Below are 15611 nucleotides of genomic sequence, written 5' to 3'. Positions count from 1 at the left end.
CCGAGACATGCGCTCTATTGCTATAAAAACAATCTGGTAAACCCTGTGCCCCCTTATACCAACGCCCACAAAGATCCAGTGCCCCTCAAGTACGCCCGCAGCATGTTGCAGGTGGCTGAAGCCCAGGGCTACGACAGCGCCGAACTGCTGCGCTCACTGCAACTGCCCATTAACCCCATGGCCGAGAACGCAGATCTCGATGCGCCCATTGATGCCCATTACTATTCTCTGATCTACCGTCGGGTGATGTGGCTGTTACAGGATGAATCCTTCGGCCTGGGGCTGCGCCAGCGCACCCCGGCGGGCAGTTTTCGCATGCTCACCCTGTTTATCATTCATTGCGAAACCCTGGAACAAGCCCTGCGCCGTGCCTCTGAGTTTATTATTTTTTGCCGCACCCTCAGCGACGTACCCAGCGCCGCCCACAAACCCGTAGAGCGGCTCGGCAATGGTACCGCTTTTTACCGTTTTCCCAGCGATACCGAACTGGCTGAAAGCGACGATACCGACGAACAGCGCCACACCATCGCCTACACCATGGCGATCTGGCGTCGTTTCTGCCAATGGCTGATCGGCAAACCGCTGGAGCTGATCGCCGTTCACCTCCAGTCCAGCAAGCCCGACAACACTCGCTATTTCGAGCAGCTATTTGGCTGCGAAATAGTCTATGGCTGCGACCACAATGCCTTTCTTCTGGCGGAGTATTGTCTGGATTGTCCGCTGGTACACACCGAGGAATCCCTGCGCAAATTTTTGCGCGACGCTCCCTACCATCTACTGGTGTCCCAGGAAGACGACGACAGCTCTCTGCTGTCACAAATGAAACGGATTGTCGGTAATGATTTGAGCCACGAATTCCCCAGCGTCGTGGCCATGTCGGCCCACCTTAATATGTCGGTGCGCACCCTGCGCCGACGACTGAAGGATTTTGGCACCACCTACCAACAATTCAAGGACGAGTTACGCAAGGAACACGCAATGCGCTGGCTGAACCAGCCCGAGCTGAAGATCAACGCAGTTTCCGCGTTGCTGGGCTTCGACGAACCCAGCGCCTTCCACCGCTCATTTAAAAAGTGGACGGGTATGACCCCCGGCGAATATCGCGCCAGCCGTCAGCCCGCCGCCTACGCCGATCAGCACCAATCCAAGGAAGCCCCATGAAGCGCTCAGAAATTATCAATGCCATGCACAGTGATGAGTTAATGACCCAGCAGGATATCGCTGAAAACCGGCCTTTGCCCCAATTGCTTGACCCCGAGCATCGGGAGGCCCTGCGCAAGCTGCCCTTTGACCACGTGCACAATTTTCGCGATCTGGGTGGCTATTTGACCGAAGACGGCCGCCGGCTCCGCTGGGGCAAGCTATACCGTTCTGACAAACTGTCTGCCCTGAGCGAAGAAGACCAGAAATACCTCGCCCGGCTCGAGGTCAAGCGCATTGTCGATTTCCGCTCCGACGACGAGCGCACCAATGCTCCCCACCGCCTGCTTAAAGAGCATGAGGTGCGCATCGACCCCATGCCGATTACCGTTGAGGCCGCACAGGTGGACAGGGTAACCGTGCGATTGATGCAGGACGACGTAACCCCCGCTGATATGGAACAGTACCTGGTCGATGCCAACCGCGAATTTGTCGCCAACTTCACCCCGGTATACCGCGAATGGCTGCACTCCCTGCTCGACGCCTCCAGCTACCCGCAGGTATTCCATTGCACCGCGGGCAAGGATCGCACCGGGCTTGCCGCCGCCGTAGTGTTAATGGCTCTGGGGGTACACAGAGACGTGATTATGAACGACTACCTGGCGACCAATACCTACACCGCCGAGCGTATCGACAGCCTGCTCAAGGGTATTTTCGAGCGCAAGAATTGGGCGGTCAGCCCGGAAACCTTACGCGTACTGTTCCAGGTACAGCCACAGTTTCTCAACGCCGCTTTTGAGCTGATCGACGAGCACTACGGCAACGTCGACAATTATTTGCGCCAGGGCCTGGAATTTGGCGACGACCACCGCCAGCGACTGGCCGACTTGCTGCTTGAGGCTGAATAGTCGCCAATGACCGACACCAAGTTATTGGACACTCCCTTTGGCTCGTTTCAGCTCCTGCGCCGCCCCCGCCGGCGCAATGAAGTGCTCCAGGCCTGGGACGCTGCCGACAGCTATCTGTTGAACCAGTTGGCCGAGCAAAACCTGCCTCCACAAAGCCGTATACTCATTGTTAACGACAGCTTCGGCGCCCTGTCCTGCGCGCTGGCAAAGTTCGACTGCAGCCATTGGTCTGACTCGGTGAGCGCCCAGCTCGCCTGTTGTGAAAACGCCCATATCAATACATGCCGGGAACCGGAGTTTATCGCCAGTACCGACCTGCCCGAAGGTCACTTCGACCGGATTATTTATCGACTTCCCCGCAGCCATTCGCTGATGCGCTATCAGCTGGAGCGCCTGCGCCCCCTGCTACGCGCCCCGGAACACTTTGTTGGCGCCACCATGGCCAAGTATCTCAATGCTTCGACGCTGGCGCTTATCGGCGAGAGCCTGGGTGAGGCCCAGGCCAGTCTGGCCTGGAAGAAGGCCAGGCTGGTAGCCGTGAATAGCCTTTGCAGCGACCATGAAGGGTACAGCGACGACTGGGAAGTCACCCGCGACGACGGCCTGGGAGTGATTCTTGGCAATCACGCCAATGTCTTTTCCCGAGGTAAATTCGACCGTGGCAGTCGAGTGTTGCTCGACGCCCTGCCCAAACTCCCCTTGGACCGCGACGCTTCCGCCCACATCGCCGACCTTGGCTGCGGTAATGGCCTGCTCGGTGTTGTGGCTGCCCGCCACTGGCGGAACGCCCGGGTTGAATTTTTCGATGAATCTCACCTCGCGGTGAGCAGCGCCCGGCGCAACGTGCTGGGCAACCTGGAAGATGGCAGCCGATGTGGCTTTCATCGGGATGATTGTATGTCCGGCTACAGCGGACCACCTTTCGACCTGGTGTTATGCAACCCGCCGTTTCATCAGGAGCAACAGATCGGCGACCATATCGCCCAGCAAATGTTTGAGCACAGCTTGCGGTTCCTCCGACCCGGCGGGTACCTGTGTGTTGTCGGCAACCGACACCTTGGCTACCACACCACACTGGCCAAACGTTTTACCCAGTGCACCACCCTCCACTCCGACGCCAAGTTCGTGGTATTGCTGGCGACCAAATAATGCACTAACGCGGTTTATTTCAAGCCGCTGCGGGTCAAATACACCATGCTTTCCAGGTGGTGGGTCTGGGGGAACATATCCACACTGATAGCGCCCTGAACCCGCCAACCGCCCTCGGTCAATGTTACCAGGTCACGGGCAAGAGTCGCGGGGTCGCAGGAGATATACACGATTTCAAGCAGTGTTTTGTGCCCCGCCAGCCGTTGACACAGGGCCTTGGCACCGGCGCGGGGAGGATCGAGAACCGCCTTGTTTATCCCTTTTGGCAAGGCAATCTGCCCCTCATCAAACAGGTCAGCAAGGTGAAAGTTAATGGCAGGCTCGCCAGGGTACCGCGCTGACACCTGTCGCGCGCGCTCGATCATTGCCGCACCGGCATCCATTGCCACCACCCGCGCACCGCACTGGGCCAGAGGAAAGGAGAAGTTACCCAGACCGCAGAAAAAATCGGCGATAAGGTCCCCCGCCTGGGGCTTGAGCCAGCTGAGGCACTGCTCTACTACCCGCTGATTAATCGCCGGATTGACCTGGGTAAAATCGCCGGCAAAAAACTCGCCGCGACCCTGGCTGGAATCGGCTTCGTCGGTGTCGGCGTGGCGAAAAGAAAAATCATAGTTCAGCGGCATTGCTTCAGGGTGGCACCATTCACCACCGACGCTGCTGACCCGCTGTAGCATCACTGCCGGCGCCAGCGCTTTCGCCAGCGCCATGCACCATGTCGATGTCCGCGCCGCCTGATCTTCCAGGCTCAAGCCAACCGCCACCTCCCCCGTCGCGGTAGTGCCCAGAGCAAAATGCAGTTCGGCACTTTTGCTCGGTTTCAACGCCGCCAGCAATGGCCCGCGAACCGCATCAATTGCCCCTTCCAGTTCGGGCATCAACACCGGGCATTGAACAAAATTTTCCACCTCGTGGCTGGCCCGGCGACGAAACCCCAGATGCCCAAGGCGATAGCTGAGACGTGCGCGATGACGGTAACCGAAAGCCGTAGAAGGCATTGCACCAACTGCCACATCGTCAGCGATCCCGGCAATGATTTTTTTCAGACGCTGTTGCTTATATTCAAGCTGCCCCCGGTAATTCAGGTGCTGTAGCTGGCATCCCCCGCAATGCTGGTATACCCCGCAGGTTGGTTCAACCCGCAGCGGCGAGGGGCTGTGTACGGAAAGACACCGGGCTTCATCGAAGCGTTTGCCGGTTTTTATCAACTCCGCGTGAACCTTCTCCCCCGGCAGTGCACCGTCAATAAAGACCACCTTGCCGTTGTCGATGGCGATGCCGCGACCATCATCGGCGTAGCGCAGGACCTCGAAGTCTCGTTGACTCGTAGCGCCGGCGCGATGATTGCGCGGTTTTTTCGATGATGACTTACCCTTGGATGGTTTGAAAATCCGTGCCATTAGCGCAGCCCTTTTTCAGGAATAAACTGCCGATAACGCTCGACACACTGCTGCTTGCGCTGGGCAAGCCGGGCCTTTTCACCGGGGGATTGCGGCTGTATCAGGTGCAACTGCTCACAGGGCACCGCGGAGTAATCCGCATCGACAATACGCAGCTGGGGGCCCAGCTTCACCACCGGCAGCGCATCACCTGCCTCGTCATCTGCCGCGACATTGCCACTCGCCATCGCTAACAAAAGGACTAATGTCCTCATCATCATTTCAAAATCACCCGCGAAATCCCGTATTTTAGCCTTGTTTCCCCCCGGTTGATATTTTAATGCCCGCCATTTCAGTTAGAATGTCAGGCTTTACTGCGATTGTAGCCAGGATCAGAATCCGGAAACCCTATGTCTGAAACAGTTATTGAAAACCTGAACGTCGAAGCCCAGGAAGTTCTTATCACCCCTGCCAAACTCAAGGCTGCCCTGCCTTTGAGTGACACTGCCAAAGCAGTTGTTGCGGCGGGACGCGACACCGTGCGTGATATCCTGGACGGCAAAGATCACCGTATGTTTATTGTGGTAGGCCCCTGCTCTATCCACGACGTCGAGCTGGCCAAGGATTATGCCGGCCGCCTGAAAAAGCTCGCCGACGAACTCAGCGACACCCTGGTGATTATCATGCGGGTGTATTTTGAAAAGCCCCGCACCACAGTGGGCTGGAAAGGTCTGATTAACGACCCCTATCTGAACGATACCTTTAAAATTGAGGAAGGCCTGCACATTGGTCGCAAGCTGCTGCTGGACATCAGCGAAATGGGCCTGCCCACCTCTACCGAGGCACTGGACCCGATTTCTCCCCAGTACTTGCAGGACTGCATTTCCTGGTCGGCGATAGGTGCCCGCACCACTGAGTCCCAGACCCACCGGGAAATGGCCAGCGGCCTGTCTTCGGCGGTTGGCTTCAAGAATGGCACCGATGGCGGCCTTGATGTTGCCATGAACGCCATCGGCTCGGCGGTGAAGCCCCACCGTTTCCTCGGTATTAACAACGAGGGCCAGGTGTCAGTTATCCACACCCGCGGCAACCGCTACGCCCATGTCGTGCTGCGCGGCGGCAGTGCTGGGCCCAACTACGATTCGGTGCATATCAAACTCTGCGAGCGTGCACTGGAAAAGGCCAACTACCCGAAAAACATCATGGTCGACTGCAGCCACGCCAACTCCGACAAGAAGCCGGAACTGCAGCCCTTGGTGATGGAAGATGTGACCAACCAGATTCTGGAAGGCAACACCTCCATCGTCGGACTGATGATCGAAAGCAATATCAATCCCGGTAACCAGAAAATTCCAGCGGATCTATCCACTCTGGAATATGGTGTGTCGGTCACCGACGGCTGTATCGGCTGGGAAGATACTGAAGCCGCGCTGCGGGATATGCGCGACAAGCTGCGGGATGTTCTGCCCAAGCGCAAGCGGTTGGTCTGAGTTTTCGCGAATACCACGTAATGTCAAAGGCGCCCACGGCGCCTTTTTTTACACCCTCAATAACTCGCTTGCACTGGAATGTGACATATTTCAATCCAGCAGCGAGTCTTTCGCGTAAAGAATTAGGTGCTTCTATACCATCTATGGCCTTGCCCCGGTTCTCCGGGGCTTTTTTATTTTCCCGCCGGGCTTATTGCCAACCGCCCAGTAGACGATTCGCCCCGGGGCTTGATAACAACTGCAGTGCTTTATCGGCTTACTTACCTCGTCGAATAACTCAGCTCGGTATACAGCGCGCAATGGTCAGACAGCGAGCGCCAGGGCTCCCCACGCAACACCTCGGCGGCGCTCACATCAAAGCCGCGAAAATAAATACGATCCACCGGCAGCAGTGGCCGCTTGGCGGGAAAAGTTTGCGCTGGTCGCCCCTGGATTTCGGTCAGCGCTTCGCGCAGACCAAGGTTGGCACACATGGGCCGATGCAAACGCAACCGCCAGTCATTGAAGTCCCCGGCAACGATCAATCGGGCGGTGGCGGGCACCCGCTGATGAACAGCCTTACTCAGCAGTTGAAACTGGCGCTGACGCTCCCACCCCATCAATCCCATATGCACACAGATTAAGTAGATATCCGGTGCTACCATCGCCATCAGCAAGCCGCGATGAGAATTGCGCGATACCGAAACATTGATATTGTCGCTGTGAATAATTGGATACTTGCTGAGAATGGCGTTGCCATGGTGACCGTGCTCGTACACCGCATTGCGGCCATAGGCAAAGTGGGGCCAAACACTGTCGGCGAGATATTCAAACTGGGAGGCATCAACCCAGTTATCCAGCCGCCGGGCATGTCGGCGGTTTTCGCCAACGATCTCCTGCAGAAACACCACGTCAGCATTGACCTCGCGGATGCTCTCGCGAATATCGTCCAGCAGGTAACGACGGTTGCCGACGTTAAACCCCTTGTGCACGTTGTACGACAAAATTCGCAGGCTGTTTTTCATAGCGACTTAATCCGGGTGGCATTTCTTCCGTTTCTGACCGCTGCCGCAGTAGCACGCGTCATTTCGCCCCAGCTTGAGGTCGGGCAGAAACCGACCTTCAAGGTAGTACCACTGGCCACCCTCTTCCACAAATACCGACTCTTCATGGAGTTGAGCGAGCTTTCCTCTGTCGTCGCGATAAAAGGCGGCAAATTCGACAAGGTCTCGGCCTTTGACCTGTTCCGCGCGAAGAATTCGCAGCCCTAGCCAATTATTCTTGCCGAGAGAACGCCGAAACTGGTCCAGGGTTTCTTCTCCCCGGGCTGAGGGATGCCAGGTGTGGTACAGATAATCCGCATCGCCAACCACATAGGCGCTGTAACGGGAGCGCATAAGTTGTTCCGGGCATGGCGCCCATTCACCCTTGTGGAAGCGACCACAGCAGGTGGAGTAGTCAGCACCGCTGCCACAGGGGCACAAACCCGGCATCACCGCCCTGGCACAACCGGAATCAACGCGGGATCGGTGGGCGCCCAATCTGTCGGGAAAGGGGTGGAACGACGGGTTTTGAGGTCGAAGCCGACCAGTACCGATTGCGACGTGGTGGCAATTTCACCATCGGCAAAGATCAGGTGCTCTATGGTCATGCTTTTTGTTCCCACCCGCGAACACCAGGTCGCGATTTCCACCTTATGATCGAACCGAATTTCCCGCAGCATATCCATTTTGACGCTGGCCACCACATGGTGGGGGCGCTTAACGGTGGACATTTTTTCAACTTCTTTGAAAAAGTCGATGCGGCCCATATCGAAATAGGAGGCATAGTTGCTGTTGGACACATGTCCGATCATATCGAGATCTGAAAAACGCACCTGCATAAGGGTGCATGTATAGGGCAAAAGAATCACAACGATGTCCTGTGAGCGGGAGAGATAAAGCGACGCCCCGACGCGCGGGGCGAACATCGGGCTGGACTATTTAATGTAGGCGTTCTCGGTGTTGCTGTGATCAGTCACGTCCTTAACCCCTGCGAGGCCCGGCACTTTCTCGATCAATGTTTTCTCCACCCCTTCCTTGAGGGTGACATCGACCATGCCGCAACCCTGACAGCCACCACCGAATTTCAAAATCGCGTAGTTGTCCTCAGTCAGCTCCTGCAGGGAAACTTCACCGCCGTGGGCCGCCAGGGACGGGTTCACTTCGTTGTACAGCACGTAGTTCACCTGGTCTTCCAGCGGACTGTCGGCGCTGATTTTGGGCAAGCGGGCATTGGGCGCCTTGATGGTCAATTGGCCTCCCATACGATCCTTGGCGTAGTCGATAAATGCTTCGTCGAGAAACGGCACGCTGCGCCCCTCGAAGTAGGCCTTGAACTGGGGGTAATCCACCACCTCGTCGGCGTCTTTCAAATCACCCTCGCGGGCATAGGCGATACAGGTCTCGGCCTTTGGCGTGCCCGGCTGAGTGATAAACACTCGAATGCCCATCACGTCTTCTTGTTTGGAAAGCAACTCGGCCAGATAGCCCTGGGCGGACTCGGTGATAGTGATATTGACCTTGCTTTGCTCTGTACTCATGTTCACCTCTTGTATGCTCCGGACGAGCGTCGATGCTAACGAGCTGTAACTCAAAGTTATATGCTCGGCGGAGTATCTGTTAGAATTCGCAAGTTTACCACGAAGCGCAATCCGGCCCCAGCCTCAATAGGCCGCCGCAATCGCATCGATATCGCCCATAGCCTAATCATCAGGATGTACATGAATCAGACAACACCACGCACCGAATTACTGAAATCATCCCTCAAAAACCGCATTCTGGTGATTGATGGTGCTATGGGAAGCATGATTCAGACCCACAAGCTAGAAGAAGCGGCCTACCGGGGCGAGCGTTTTGCCGACTACCACAAGGATCTGCGTGGCAATAACGACCTGCTGACATTGACACAACCAGAGTTGATTCGGCAAATACACCAGGATTTTCTTGATGTTGGCGCCGATATTATTGAAACCAACACCTTCAACTCCACCGCCGTTGCCCAGGACGACTACGAACTTGGCGAGATCGCCGAAGAGTTGAACGTCGCCGGTGCCCGCCTCGCCCGCGAGGTCGCCGACGCCGAGACCGCGAAAAACCCCGATAAACCGCGCTTTGTTGCCGGTGTGCTCGGGCCGACACCGCGCACGGCGTCGATTTCGCCGGACGTCAATGATCCCGGTGCGCGCAATATTAATTTTGACAAGCTGGTGGCAGATTACTATGCCGCTACCCGCGGCCTGATTACCGGCGGTGCCGACCTGCTGCTGATCGAAACCATTTTTGACAGCCTGAACGCCAAAGCGGCGGTTTTCGCTGTGCTGCAGTATTTCGAAGACCATCAGGTCGAACTGCCAATCATGATATCGGTGACCTTCCCCGACACCAGTGGCAGGACCCTGTCGGGGCAGACCCCAACCGCATTCTGGAACAGTATCGCCCATGCCAAACCGCTGATTGTCGGCACCAACTGCGGCAGGCGTTTCAGCGAGATACGCCCCTTTGTCGAGGAGCTGGCGGAAGCCTCTGAGTGTTATTTCAGCGGCCACTTCAACGCGGGCCTGCCCAATGAATTCGGCGAATATGACGAAACCCCCACCGATATGCAGCTGGAGCTGCATGAGTTTGCCCAGCGCGGTTTTCTCAACCTCGTCGGCGGCTGTTGTGGCACCACCCCGGCCCATATCGAAGCGATTGCCAAGGCCGTTGAAGGCGTCGCCCCCCGCGAGGTCAAGCCCCGCCCAACCGCCTGCCGACTGGCCGGGCTGGAGCCCTTCCACATTGACAGTAACAGCCTGTTTGTCAATGTCGGTGAGCGCTGCAACGTTACCGGCTCTGCGGTCTTCAAGCGTCTGATCCTGGAAGGCAACTACGACGAGGCCCTGTCGGTGGCTCGCCAGCAAGTAGAAAACGGCGCCCAGGTGATCGATATTAATATGGATGAGGGGATGCTCGACGCCGAAAAGGCCATCGTCACCTTCCTCAACCTTATTGCCTCGGAGCCGGATATTTCCCGCGTACCGATCATGGTGGATTCCTCCAAATGGGAGGTCATTGAGGCGGGGCTGAAGTGCATTCAGGGCAAGCCCATCGTCAACTCCATCTCCTTGAAGGAAGGCGAGGATGAGTTTCGCCAGCGCGCTCGCCAATGTATGAAATACGGCGCCGCCGTGGTGGTGATGGCCTTCGACGAAGACGGCCAGGCCGACACCTTTGCCCGCAAAGCGGAAATTTGCAAACGCTCCTACGATATTCTGGTGGAGGAAATTGGCTTTCCGCCCCAGGACATTATTTTCGACCCGAACATTTTCGCCGTTGCCACCGGTATCGACGAACACAACAACTACGCGGTGGATTTTATTGAGGCCACCGCCTACATCAAAAAAGAGCTGCCCCACGCGATGGTATCCGGAGGGGTGTCCAATGTGTCGTTCTCCTTCCGCGGCAACAACCCGGTGCGTGAGGCCATCCACTCGGTGTTCCTCTACCATGCCATCAAAGCCGGCCTGGATATGGGGATCGTCAACGCCGGCCAGTTGGCGATTTACGACGACCTGCCCGAGGAACTGCGTGAGCGCGTAGAGGATGTGATTCTCAACCGGCGCGACGACGCCACCGAGCGCCTGCTGGATATCGCCGAGAAATACCGCGGCGATGGCAAGGGTATAGAGCAGAAGGAAGATCTCAGCTGGCGCGAGTGGCCTGTGGCCAAGCGTATAGAGCACTCGCTGGTAAAAGGCATCGCCACCTATATCGAAGAGGACGCCGAAGCCGCCCGATTGGAGGCCGCCAAACCCATCGACGTTATTGAAGGCCCGCTGATGGACGGCATGAACGTTGTCGGCGACCTGTTTGGCGACGGCAAAATGTTCCTGCCCCAGGTGGTGAAATCCGCCCGGGTCATGAAACAGGCAGTGGCCTATCTCAACCCCTATATCGAAGCCCTGAAAGAAGTCGGCGCCAAGGCCAACGGCAAGGTACTGATGGCGACGGTAAAAGGCGATGTCCACGACATCGGCAAGAATATTGTCGGCGTTGTCCTGCAGTGCAACAACTTTGAGGTCATCGACCTTGGGGTGATGGTGTCCTGCGACAAAATCCTGGAAACCGCCAAGGCGGAAAACGTCGATATTATCGGTCTGAGCGGCCTGATTACCCCCTCTCTGGACGAAATGGTCCACGTCGCCTCGGAGATGCAGCGACAGGGTTTCAGTGTACCGCTGATGATCGGTGGAGCCACCACCTCCAAGGCCCACACCGCGGTAAAAATCGAACCCAAATACCAGAACGACGTCACCGTGTATGTGCCCGATGCGTCGCGCAGTGTCGCGGTCGCCACCCAGCTGATCAGCGAGGACATGAAGGAAAAATTTGTCGCTGAACGCCGCGACGAATACGAGCGCGTAAGAGCCCGCCGCGACAACAGTGGCAAGAAAAAGCGCTTGCTATCCTATGAGCAGGCCCGTGAGCGTGGCCTGCAGTTTGATTGGGCTAATTATCAGCCCCCCGTACCCAGCTTTCTGGGCACTCGGGTATTCAATGATTACTCACTGGACCTGCTACGGGAAACCATCGACTGGACACCGTTCTTTATTTCATGGGGACTGGCAGGAAAATACCCGCGCATTCTCAGCGATGAAAAGGTCGGCGAAGCCGCCACCAACCTGTTTAACGATGCCCAGGTCATGCTCGACAAACTGATCGCCGACAAGCGCCTGCGCGCCAACGGCGTCATCGGCTTTTGGCCGGCACAGCGACACGGCAGCGACGACATTGCAGTACTGGACGACCAGGGCGAGCAAATTGCCCTGCTACACCACCTGCGTCAGCAGGCGCAAAAGCCCGACGACAAACCGCAGCTGAGCCTCGCCGACTACATCGCCCCCGCCGACAGTGGTGTGCAGGATTATGTGGGCGGCTTCGCGGTGACCACAGGCCTTGGTGCCGATGAACTCGCCGCGGAATACGAGCAGGCCAACGACGACTACAGCGCAATTATGGTCAAGGCACTGGCCGACCGCCTTGCCGAATCTTTCGCCGAGCACTTGCACCTGCGGGTGCGCAAGGAATTCTGGGCCTATGCCAGCGACGAGTCACTCAGCAACGAGGAGCTTATCAAGGAAGCCTATCGCGGTATTCGTCCGGCCCCGGGCTATCCCGCGTGCCCGGACCACACCGAAAAAACAACCCTGTTCAAGCTGTTGCAAGCGACAGAGCAGACCGGCATCAGCCTGACCGAACATCTGGCCATGTACCCGGCAGCGGCAGTCAGCGGCTTTTATTACTCCCACCCCGATTCCCGCTATTTTGCCGTAGGCAGGGTCGGCAAGGATCAGGTCGCCGATATTGCCCGACGCAAGGGCATGGAAATGGCAACGATGGAGCGCTGGCTGTCACCGATTCTGGACTATGATCCCTGAGTCTGTGCGCTTCGCTCGAATTAGCTAAGCGAAAAATCCGCTTAGCTAATTCGCCGCTTACGGCCTACCATTACGGGTATCAGAAACCGGAGACATTATTTGCCATGAATCGAGCCATTGACGACAACAAGCAAAAGCCGGGGCCACTCCAGGTGATAGGCAGTGTCATTTCCGCTGCCTTTGGTGTGCAGAGCAGCCAGAATCGCGAAAGGGACTTTAACCACGGTCGCTTTCGCAACTATGTGATCGCGGCAATTGGTTTCGTGTTGGTGTTTATCGGTACGGTGTACACCGTGGTGCAGGTGGTACTGAACAGCCACTAGCAAGGGGAAAAGGAATTATCCAGCCGTAAAAAAAGCCGCATATAGCGGCTTTTTCAAATGTGGGCCAGTTTAGCTGGGCATGCCTGCCAACCAATACACCACAGTGGAAACCACAATCGTCAGGATAGCAATTGCAGCGCAGGCATCGGCAAAACTATCTTCGCGTTCTTCTTGATTCAACTCTGACATGACAACCTCGTAAATGTAGGGCGTTTCTCCGGCGACTGGACAGTCGGCCGGAATGGCAAAAACGATATTATAACGGGGTTTTGGCAAAATACCGAGCTATCCAATCTCCATATTGGGCATTCTCACCACTAATCGGTGCTCCACATAAGTCATATCCGTAAAAAGCGTTAGCGGATATGCCGATAAATCTTTAAAATTGCGCGCACGTTTGCGGTAAGAAGCTCCGTTTCCCTTTTTGGACAACCGGGTGCAGTCCGCGCAGAGTGGCCACATCACTGCGCCCTGCCCTCCCGTCCAGCCCTCGGCAGCTCGGATCACAGCATATCAACTCACAGTACTGAAGTTTCAAAGGTAGCTATGTACGTATACGACGAGTACGACCAGCAGATTATCGATCAGCGCGTCGCGCAATATCGCGACCAGACCAAACGTTATCTTGCAGGAAAAATCACCGACGAACAGTTCCTGCCGCTGCGTCTGCAAAATGGCCTGTATGTACAGCGTCTCGCGCCCATGCTGCGCATCGCCGTGCCCTACGGCACCCTGAACAGCACCCAGCTGCGCAAGCTGGCGGAAATCAGCCGTCACTACGACAAGGGCTACGCCCACATCAGTACTCGGCAGAATGTACAACTTAACTGGCCCAAACTGGAAGAGGTCCCCGACATCCTCGCGGAACTGGCCAAAGTGCAAATGCACGCGGTGCAAACCAGCGGCAACTGCATTCGCAATGTCACCGCCGACCAGTTCTCCGGAGTCGCTGCTGACGAAGTCGAAGACGCCCGCCCCTGGTGTGAAATTATTCGCCAGTGGTCCACCTTCCACCCCGAATTCGCGTTTCTGCCAAGGAAGTTCAAGATCGCCGTCTGCGGCTCGGAAACCGACCGCGCCGCGGTAATGGTGCACGACATCGGCCTACAAATTGTCAAAGACGACAACGGCGACACGGCGTTTCGCGTACTGGTTGGGGGCGGCCTTGGCCGCACCCCGGTCATTGGCAGTGTAATTCACGAACAATTACCCCCGCGTCATTTGCTCACCTACCTGGAAGCTATTCTGCGGGTCTACAACCAGCTCGGCCGCCGCGACAACAAGTTCAAGGCCCGCATCAAGATTCTGGTACGCGCGATGGGTGCCGAAGCCTTCAAGGCCAAGGTGGAAGAAGAATGGGCGCACATTAAAGACAGCGCGCTGGAACTCAGCGATGAGGAAATCGCCCGGGCCAAGTCTTTCTTCACCGCACCGGAATACCGCGACTTACCGGCGCAAGACATGCAGGCGCTGGCGCTGGAAAGTGCCGACTTTGCTCGCTGGCTGAACCACAATGTTCATCCCCACAAGCAGACCGGCTACGCGATTGCCACCCTGTCACTGAAAACCACCGGGGTCGCCCCCGGCGACATCACTGCGGAACAGCTCGAAGCCGTAGCTGCTCTGGGCGAAGAGTTCGGGTTTGGCGAGATTCGCAGTACTCATCAGCAAAATCTGGTGCTTCCCGACGTCCCCCAGCACCAGTTGTTCGCACTGTGGCAAAAGCTGGTCGAGCTGGAGCTGGCGTCACCGACCGTTGGCACCCTGAACGACATTATTTGCTGTCCCGGCGGCGACTTCTGCTCGCTGGCCAATGCCAAGTCAATCCCCATTGCGGAAGCCATCCAGCGCCGCTTTGACGACCTCGACTACCTGTACGACCTCGGCGAAATTGAGCTGAACATTTCCGGCTGCATGAATGCCTGTGGCCACCACCACATCGGTCACATTGGCATTCTCGGTGTCGATAAAAAGGGCCAGGAGTTTTATCAGGTGTCACTGGGCGGCAGTCAGGGGCTTAACGCGTCGCTGGGTAAAATTCTTGGCCCGTCCTTTGCCCAGGACGACATTCCCGACGTGATTGAGAAGGTTCTCAACACCTACGTTGACCTCCGTCAGGAAGGCGAACGCTTCCTCGACACCTACAACCGAGTCGGTCTTGACCCCTTTAAGGAGCGCGCATATGCCTAAGATCATCAAAGACGCACAGGTACAGGACGATAACTGGGTGTTGTGGCGCGACAGCGAAACACTTCCCGATAGCGCGCCGGTTATCGTGCCCCTGAACCTGTATCTCGCCCACCGCGAAGCACTGGCAAAGCTTGGCGAGGTCGGCGTGATGCTGGCCAGCGACGAGTCACCCAAAGCACTGCCAGCCGATACACTGGCGTCGCTGCCGGTGATCGCGATCGACTTTCCCAAGTTCGCCGACGGCCGCGGCTTCAGCTACGCCCGCGAGCTCCGCGAGCAACACAGCTATCAGGGTGAAATCCGCGCAGTTGGCGACATCATTCGCGACCAACTGTTTTTTATGAGCCGCTGTGGCTTCAGCAGCTTTGCTCTGCCCGGTGACGAACTGGAGGAAGCCCTCGCCAGCCTGAACGATTTCAGCGAAGTCTATCAGCCGGACACTCGGCAGTCGCTGCCCCTGTTCCGCCGCCGCTCAGCCTGAACACCAGGCGGCCGGCACTCGGCTGGCCGCCTCCCCGCCAAACACTTCTTATCGAAAAATACTGCCCTGACAGCTACACTGATACCACAATGTGGTTTATTCCCCAGCTATAAGG

At 56.9% G+C, this 15611-nt stretch carries 14 protein-coding genes; 8 read left to right on the top strand and 6 right to left on the bottom strand.

Going from position 1 to position 15611, the window contains the following annotated elements; genetic code table 11:
• The first annotated feature begins 45 nt into the window (after window positions 1-45).
• Genes HCU74_RS08020 through HCU74_RS08010 form a run of 3 tightly spaced genes read left to right on the top strand, consistent with a single transcriptional unit; the run spans window position 46 to window position 3197 of the window.
• Entirely contained in the window at window positions 46-1161 is a 1116-nt protein-coding gene (locus tag HCU74_RS08020; RefSeq protein ID WP_168449865.1) for an AraC family transcriptional regulator ligand-binding domain-containing protein, read from the top strand.
• Window positions 1158-2048 (top strand): tyrosine-protein phosphatase, encoded by an 891-nt coding sequence (locus tag HCU74_RS08015; protein ID WP_168449864.1) that lies wholly within the window; start codon window positions 1158-1160, stop codon window positions 2046-2048. The genes HCU74_RS08020 and HCU74_RS08015 overlap by 4 nt, the downstream gene beginning before the upstream one ends.
• Before the next feature lie 6 nt (window positions 2049-2054).
• Entirely contained in the window at window positions 2055-3197 is a 1143-nt protein-coding gene (locus HCU74_RS08010; RefSeq protein WP_168449863.1) for a methyltransferase, read from the top strand.
• 14 nt (window positions 3198-3211) lie between these two features.
• Here HCU74_RS08010 and HCU74_RS08005 read toward each other — a convergent pair whose 3' ends face one another.
• Entirely contained in the window at window positions 3212-4597 is a 1386-nt protein-coding gene (locus HCU74_RS08005; protein ID WP_168449862.1) for a TRAM domain-containing protein, read from the bottom strand.
• Entirely contained in the window at window positions 4597-4857 is a 261-nt protein-coding gene (locus HCU74_RS08000) for a hypothetical protein (RefSeq protein WP_210425147.1), read from the bottom strand. The genes HCU74_RS08005 and HCU74_RS08000 overlap by 1 nt, the downstream gene beginning before the upstream one ends.
• A gap of 129 nt (window positions 4858-4986) precedes the next feature.
• On the opposite strand from HCU74_RS08000, the gene HCU74_RS07995 reads away from it, so the two are divergent.
• A complete protein-coding gene (locus HCU74_RS07995) occupies window positions 4987-6066 on the top strand; it encodes a 3-deoxy-7-phosphoheptulonate synthase (protein WP_168449860.1) in 1080 nt (359 codons plus the stop codon).
• Between the two features lie 260 nt (window positions 6067-6326).
• Here the strand turns inward: HCU74_RS07995 and HCU74_RS07990 are convergent, their stop codons facing one another.
• The 4 genes from HCU74_RS07990 to nfuA all read right to left on the bottom strand — a co-directional run bounded on the left by HCU74_RS07990 (window position 6327) and on the right by nfuA (window position 8626).
• Window positions 6327-7070 (bottom strand): endonuclease/exonuclease/phosphatase family protein, encoded by a 744-nt coding sequence (locus HCU74_RS07990; RefSeq protein WP_168449859.1) that lies wholly within the window; start codon window positions 7068-7070, stop codon window positions 6327-6329.
• 6 nt (window positions 7071-7076) lie between these two features.
• Window positions 7077-7538, bottom strand: a complete 462-nt coding sequence (locus HCU74_RS07985) for a YchJ family protein (RefSeq protein ID WP_168449858.1) — start codon at window positions 7536-7538, stop codon at window positions 7077-7079.
• On the bottom strand, window positions 7538-7957 hold the full coding sequence (locus HCU74_RS07980) for a thioesterase family protein (RefSeq protein ID WP_168449857.1): 420 nt from the start codon (window positions 7955-7957) through the stop codon (window positions 7538-7540). Before HCU74_RS07980 ends, HCU74_RS07985 begins: the two co-directional genes overlap by 1 nt.
• A gap of 66 nt (window positions 7958-8023) precedes the next feature.
• Complete coding sequence (gene nfuA / locus HCU74_RS07975) at window positions 8024-8626, bottom strand: Fe-S biogenesis protein NfuA (protein WP_168449856.1); 603 nt, start codon at window positions 8624-8626, stop codon at window positions 8024-8026.
• Between the two features lie 180 nt (window positions 8627-8806).
• Between nfuA and metH the strand changes: the two genes are divergently transcribed.
• The 4 genes from metH to HCU74_RS07955 all read left to right on the top strand — a co-directional run bounded on the left by metH (window position 8807) and on the right by HCU74_RS07955 (window position 15496).
• Window positions 8807-12502, top strand: coding sequence for a methionine synthase (gene metH / locus HCU74_RS07970; RefSeq protein ID WP_168449855.1), 3696 nt, complete (start codon window positions 8807-8809; stop codon window positions 12500-12502).
• A 104-nt stretch (window positions 12503-12606) separates the two neighbouring features.
• Window positions 12607-12825, top strand: coding sequence for a DUF2970 domain-containing protein (locus HCU74_RS07965; protein ID WP_210425146.1), 219 nt, complete (start codon window positions 12607-12609; stop codon window positions 12823-12825).
• Between the two features lie 546 nt (window positions 12826-13371).
• Entirely contained in the window at window positions 13372-15015 is a 1644-nt protein-coding gene (locus tag HCU74_RS07960; protein WP_168449854.1) for a nitrite/sulfite reductase, read from the top strand.
• Window positions 15008-15496 carry a DUF934 domain-containing protein gene (locus tag HCU74_RS07955; protein ID WP_168449853.1) on the top strand — a complete coding sequence of 163 codons (489 nt, stop codon included), beginning with the start codon at window positions 15008-15010 and terminating at the stop codon, window positions 15494-15496. Before HCU74_RS07960 ends, HCU74_RS07955 begins: the two co-directional genes overlap by 8 nt.
• Window positions 15497-15611: the final 115 nt, after the last annotated feature.

It is taken from the genome of Spongiibacter thalassae, from assembly GCF_012272835.1.
Lineage (GTDB): Bacteria > Pseudomonadota > Gammaproteobacteria > Pseudomonadales > Spongiibacteraceae > Spongiibacter > Spongiibacter thalassae.
The sequence above is the reverse complement of the archived record's forward strand: the minus strand, read 5'-3'. Positions and strand labels throughout refer to the sequence as shown.

Excerpts from the sequence above, each read along its gene's own strand:
- HCU74_RS07995 (WP_168449860.1), top strand. The coding sequence starts at position 4,987 with ATGTCTGAAACAGTTATTGAAAACCTGAACGTCGAAGCCCAGGAAGTT.
- HCU74_RS07985 (WP_168449858.1), bottom strand. The coding sequence starts at position 7,538 with ATGCCGGGTTTGTGCCCCTGTGGCAGCGGTGCTGACTACTCCACCTGC.
- HCU74_RS07965 (WP_210425146.1), top strand. The coding sequence starts at position 12,607 with ATGAATCGAGCCATTGACGACAACAAGCAAAAGCCGGGGCCACTCCAG.
- HCU74_RS07990 (WP_168449859.1), bottom strand. The coding sequence starts at position 7,070 with ATGAAAAACAGCCTGCGAATTTTGTCGTACAACGTGCACAAGGGGTTT.
- HCU74_RS07955 (WP_168449853.1), top strand. The coding sequence starts at position 15,008 with ATGCCTAAGATCATCAAAGACGCACAGGTACAGGACGATAACTGGGTG.
- HCU74_RS08010 (WP_168449863.1), top strand. The coding sequence starts at position 2,055 with ATGACCGACACCAAGTTATTGGACACTCCCTTTGGCTCGTTTCAGCTC.
- HCU74_RS08005 (WP_168449862.1), bottom strand. The coding sequence starts at position 4,597 with ATGGCACGGATTTTCAAACCATCCAAGGGTAAGTCATCATCGAAAAAA.
- metH (WP_168449855.1), top strand. The coding sequence starts at position 8,807 with ATGAATCAGACAACACCACGCACCGAATTACTGAAATCATCCCTCAAA.
- HCU74_RS08000 (WP_210425147.1), bottom strand. The coding sequence starts at position 4,857 with ATGATGATGAGGACATTAGTCCTTTTGTTAGCGATGGCGAGTGGCAAT.
- nfuA (WP_168449856.1), bottom strand. The coding sequence starts at position 8,626 with ATGAGTACAGAGCAAAGCAAGGTCAATATCACTATCACCGAGTCCGCC.
- HCU74_RS07960 (WP_168449854.1), top strand. The coding sequence starts at position 13,372 with ATGTACGTATACGACGAGTACGACCAGCAGATTATCGATCAGCGCGTC.
- HCU74_RS08015 (WP_168449864.1), top strand. The coding sequence starts at position 1,158 with ATGAAGCGCTCAGAAATTATCAATGCCATGCACAGTGATGAGTTAATG.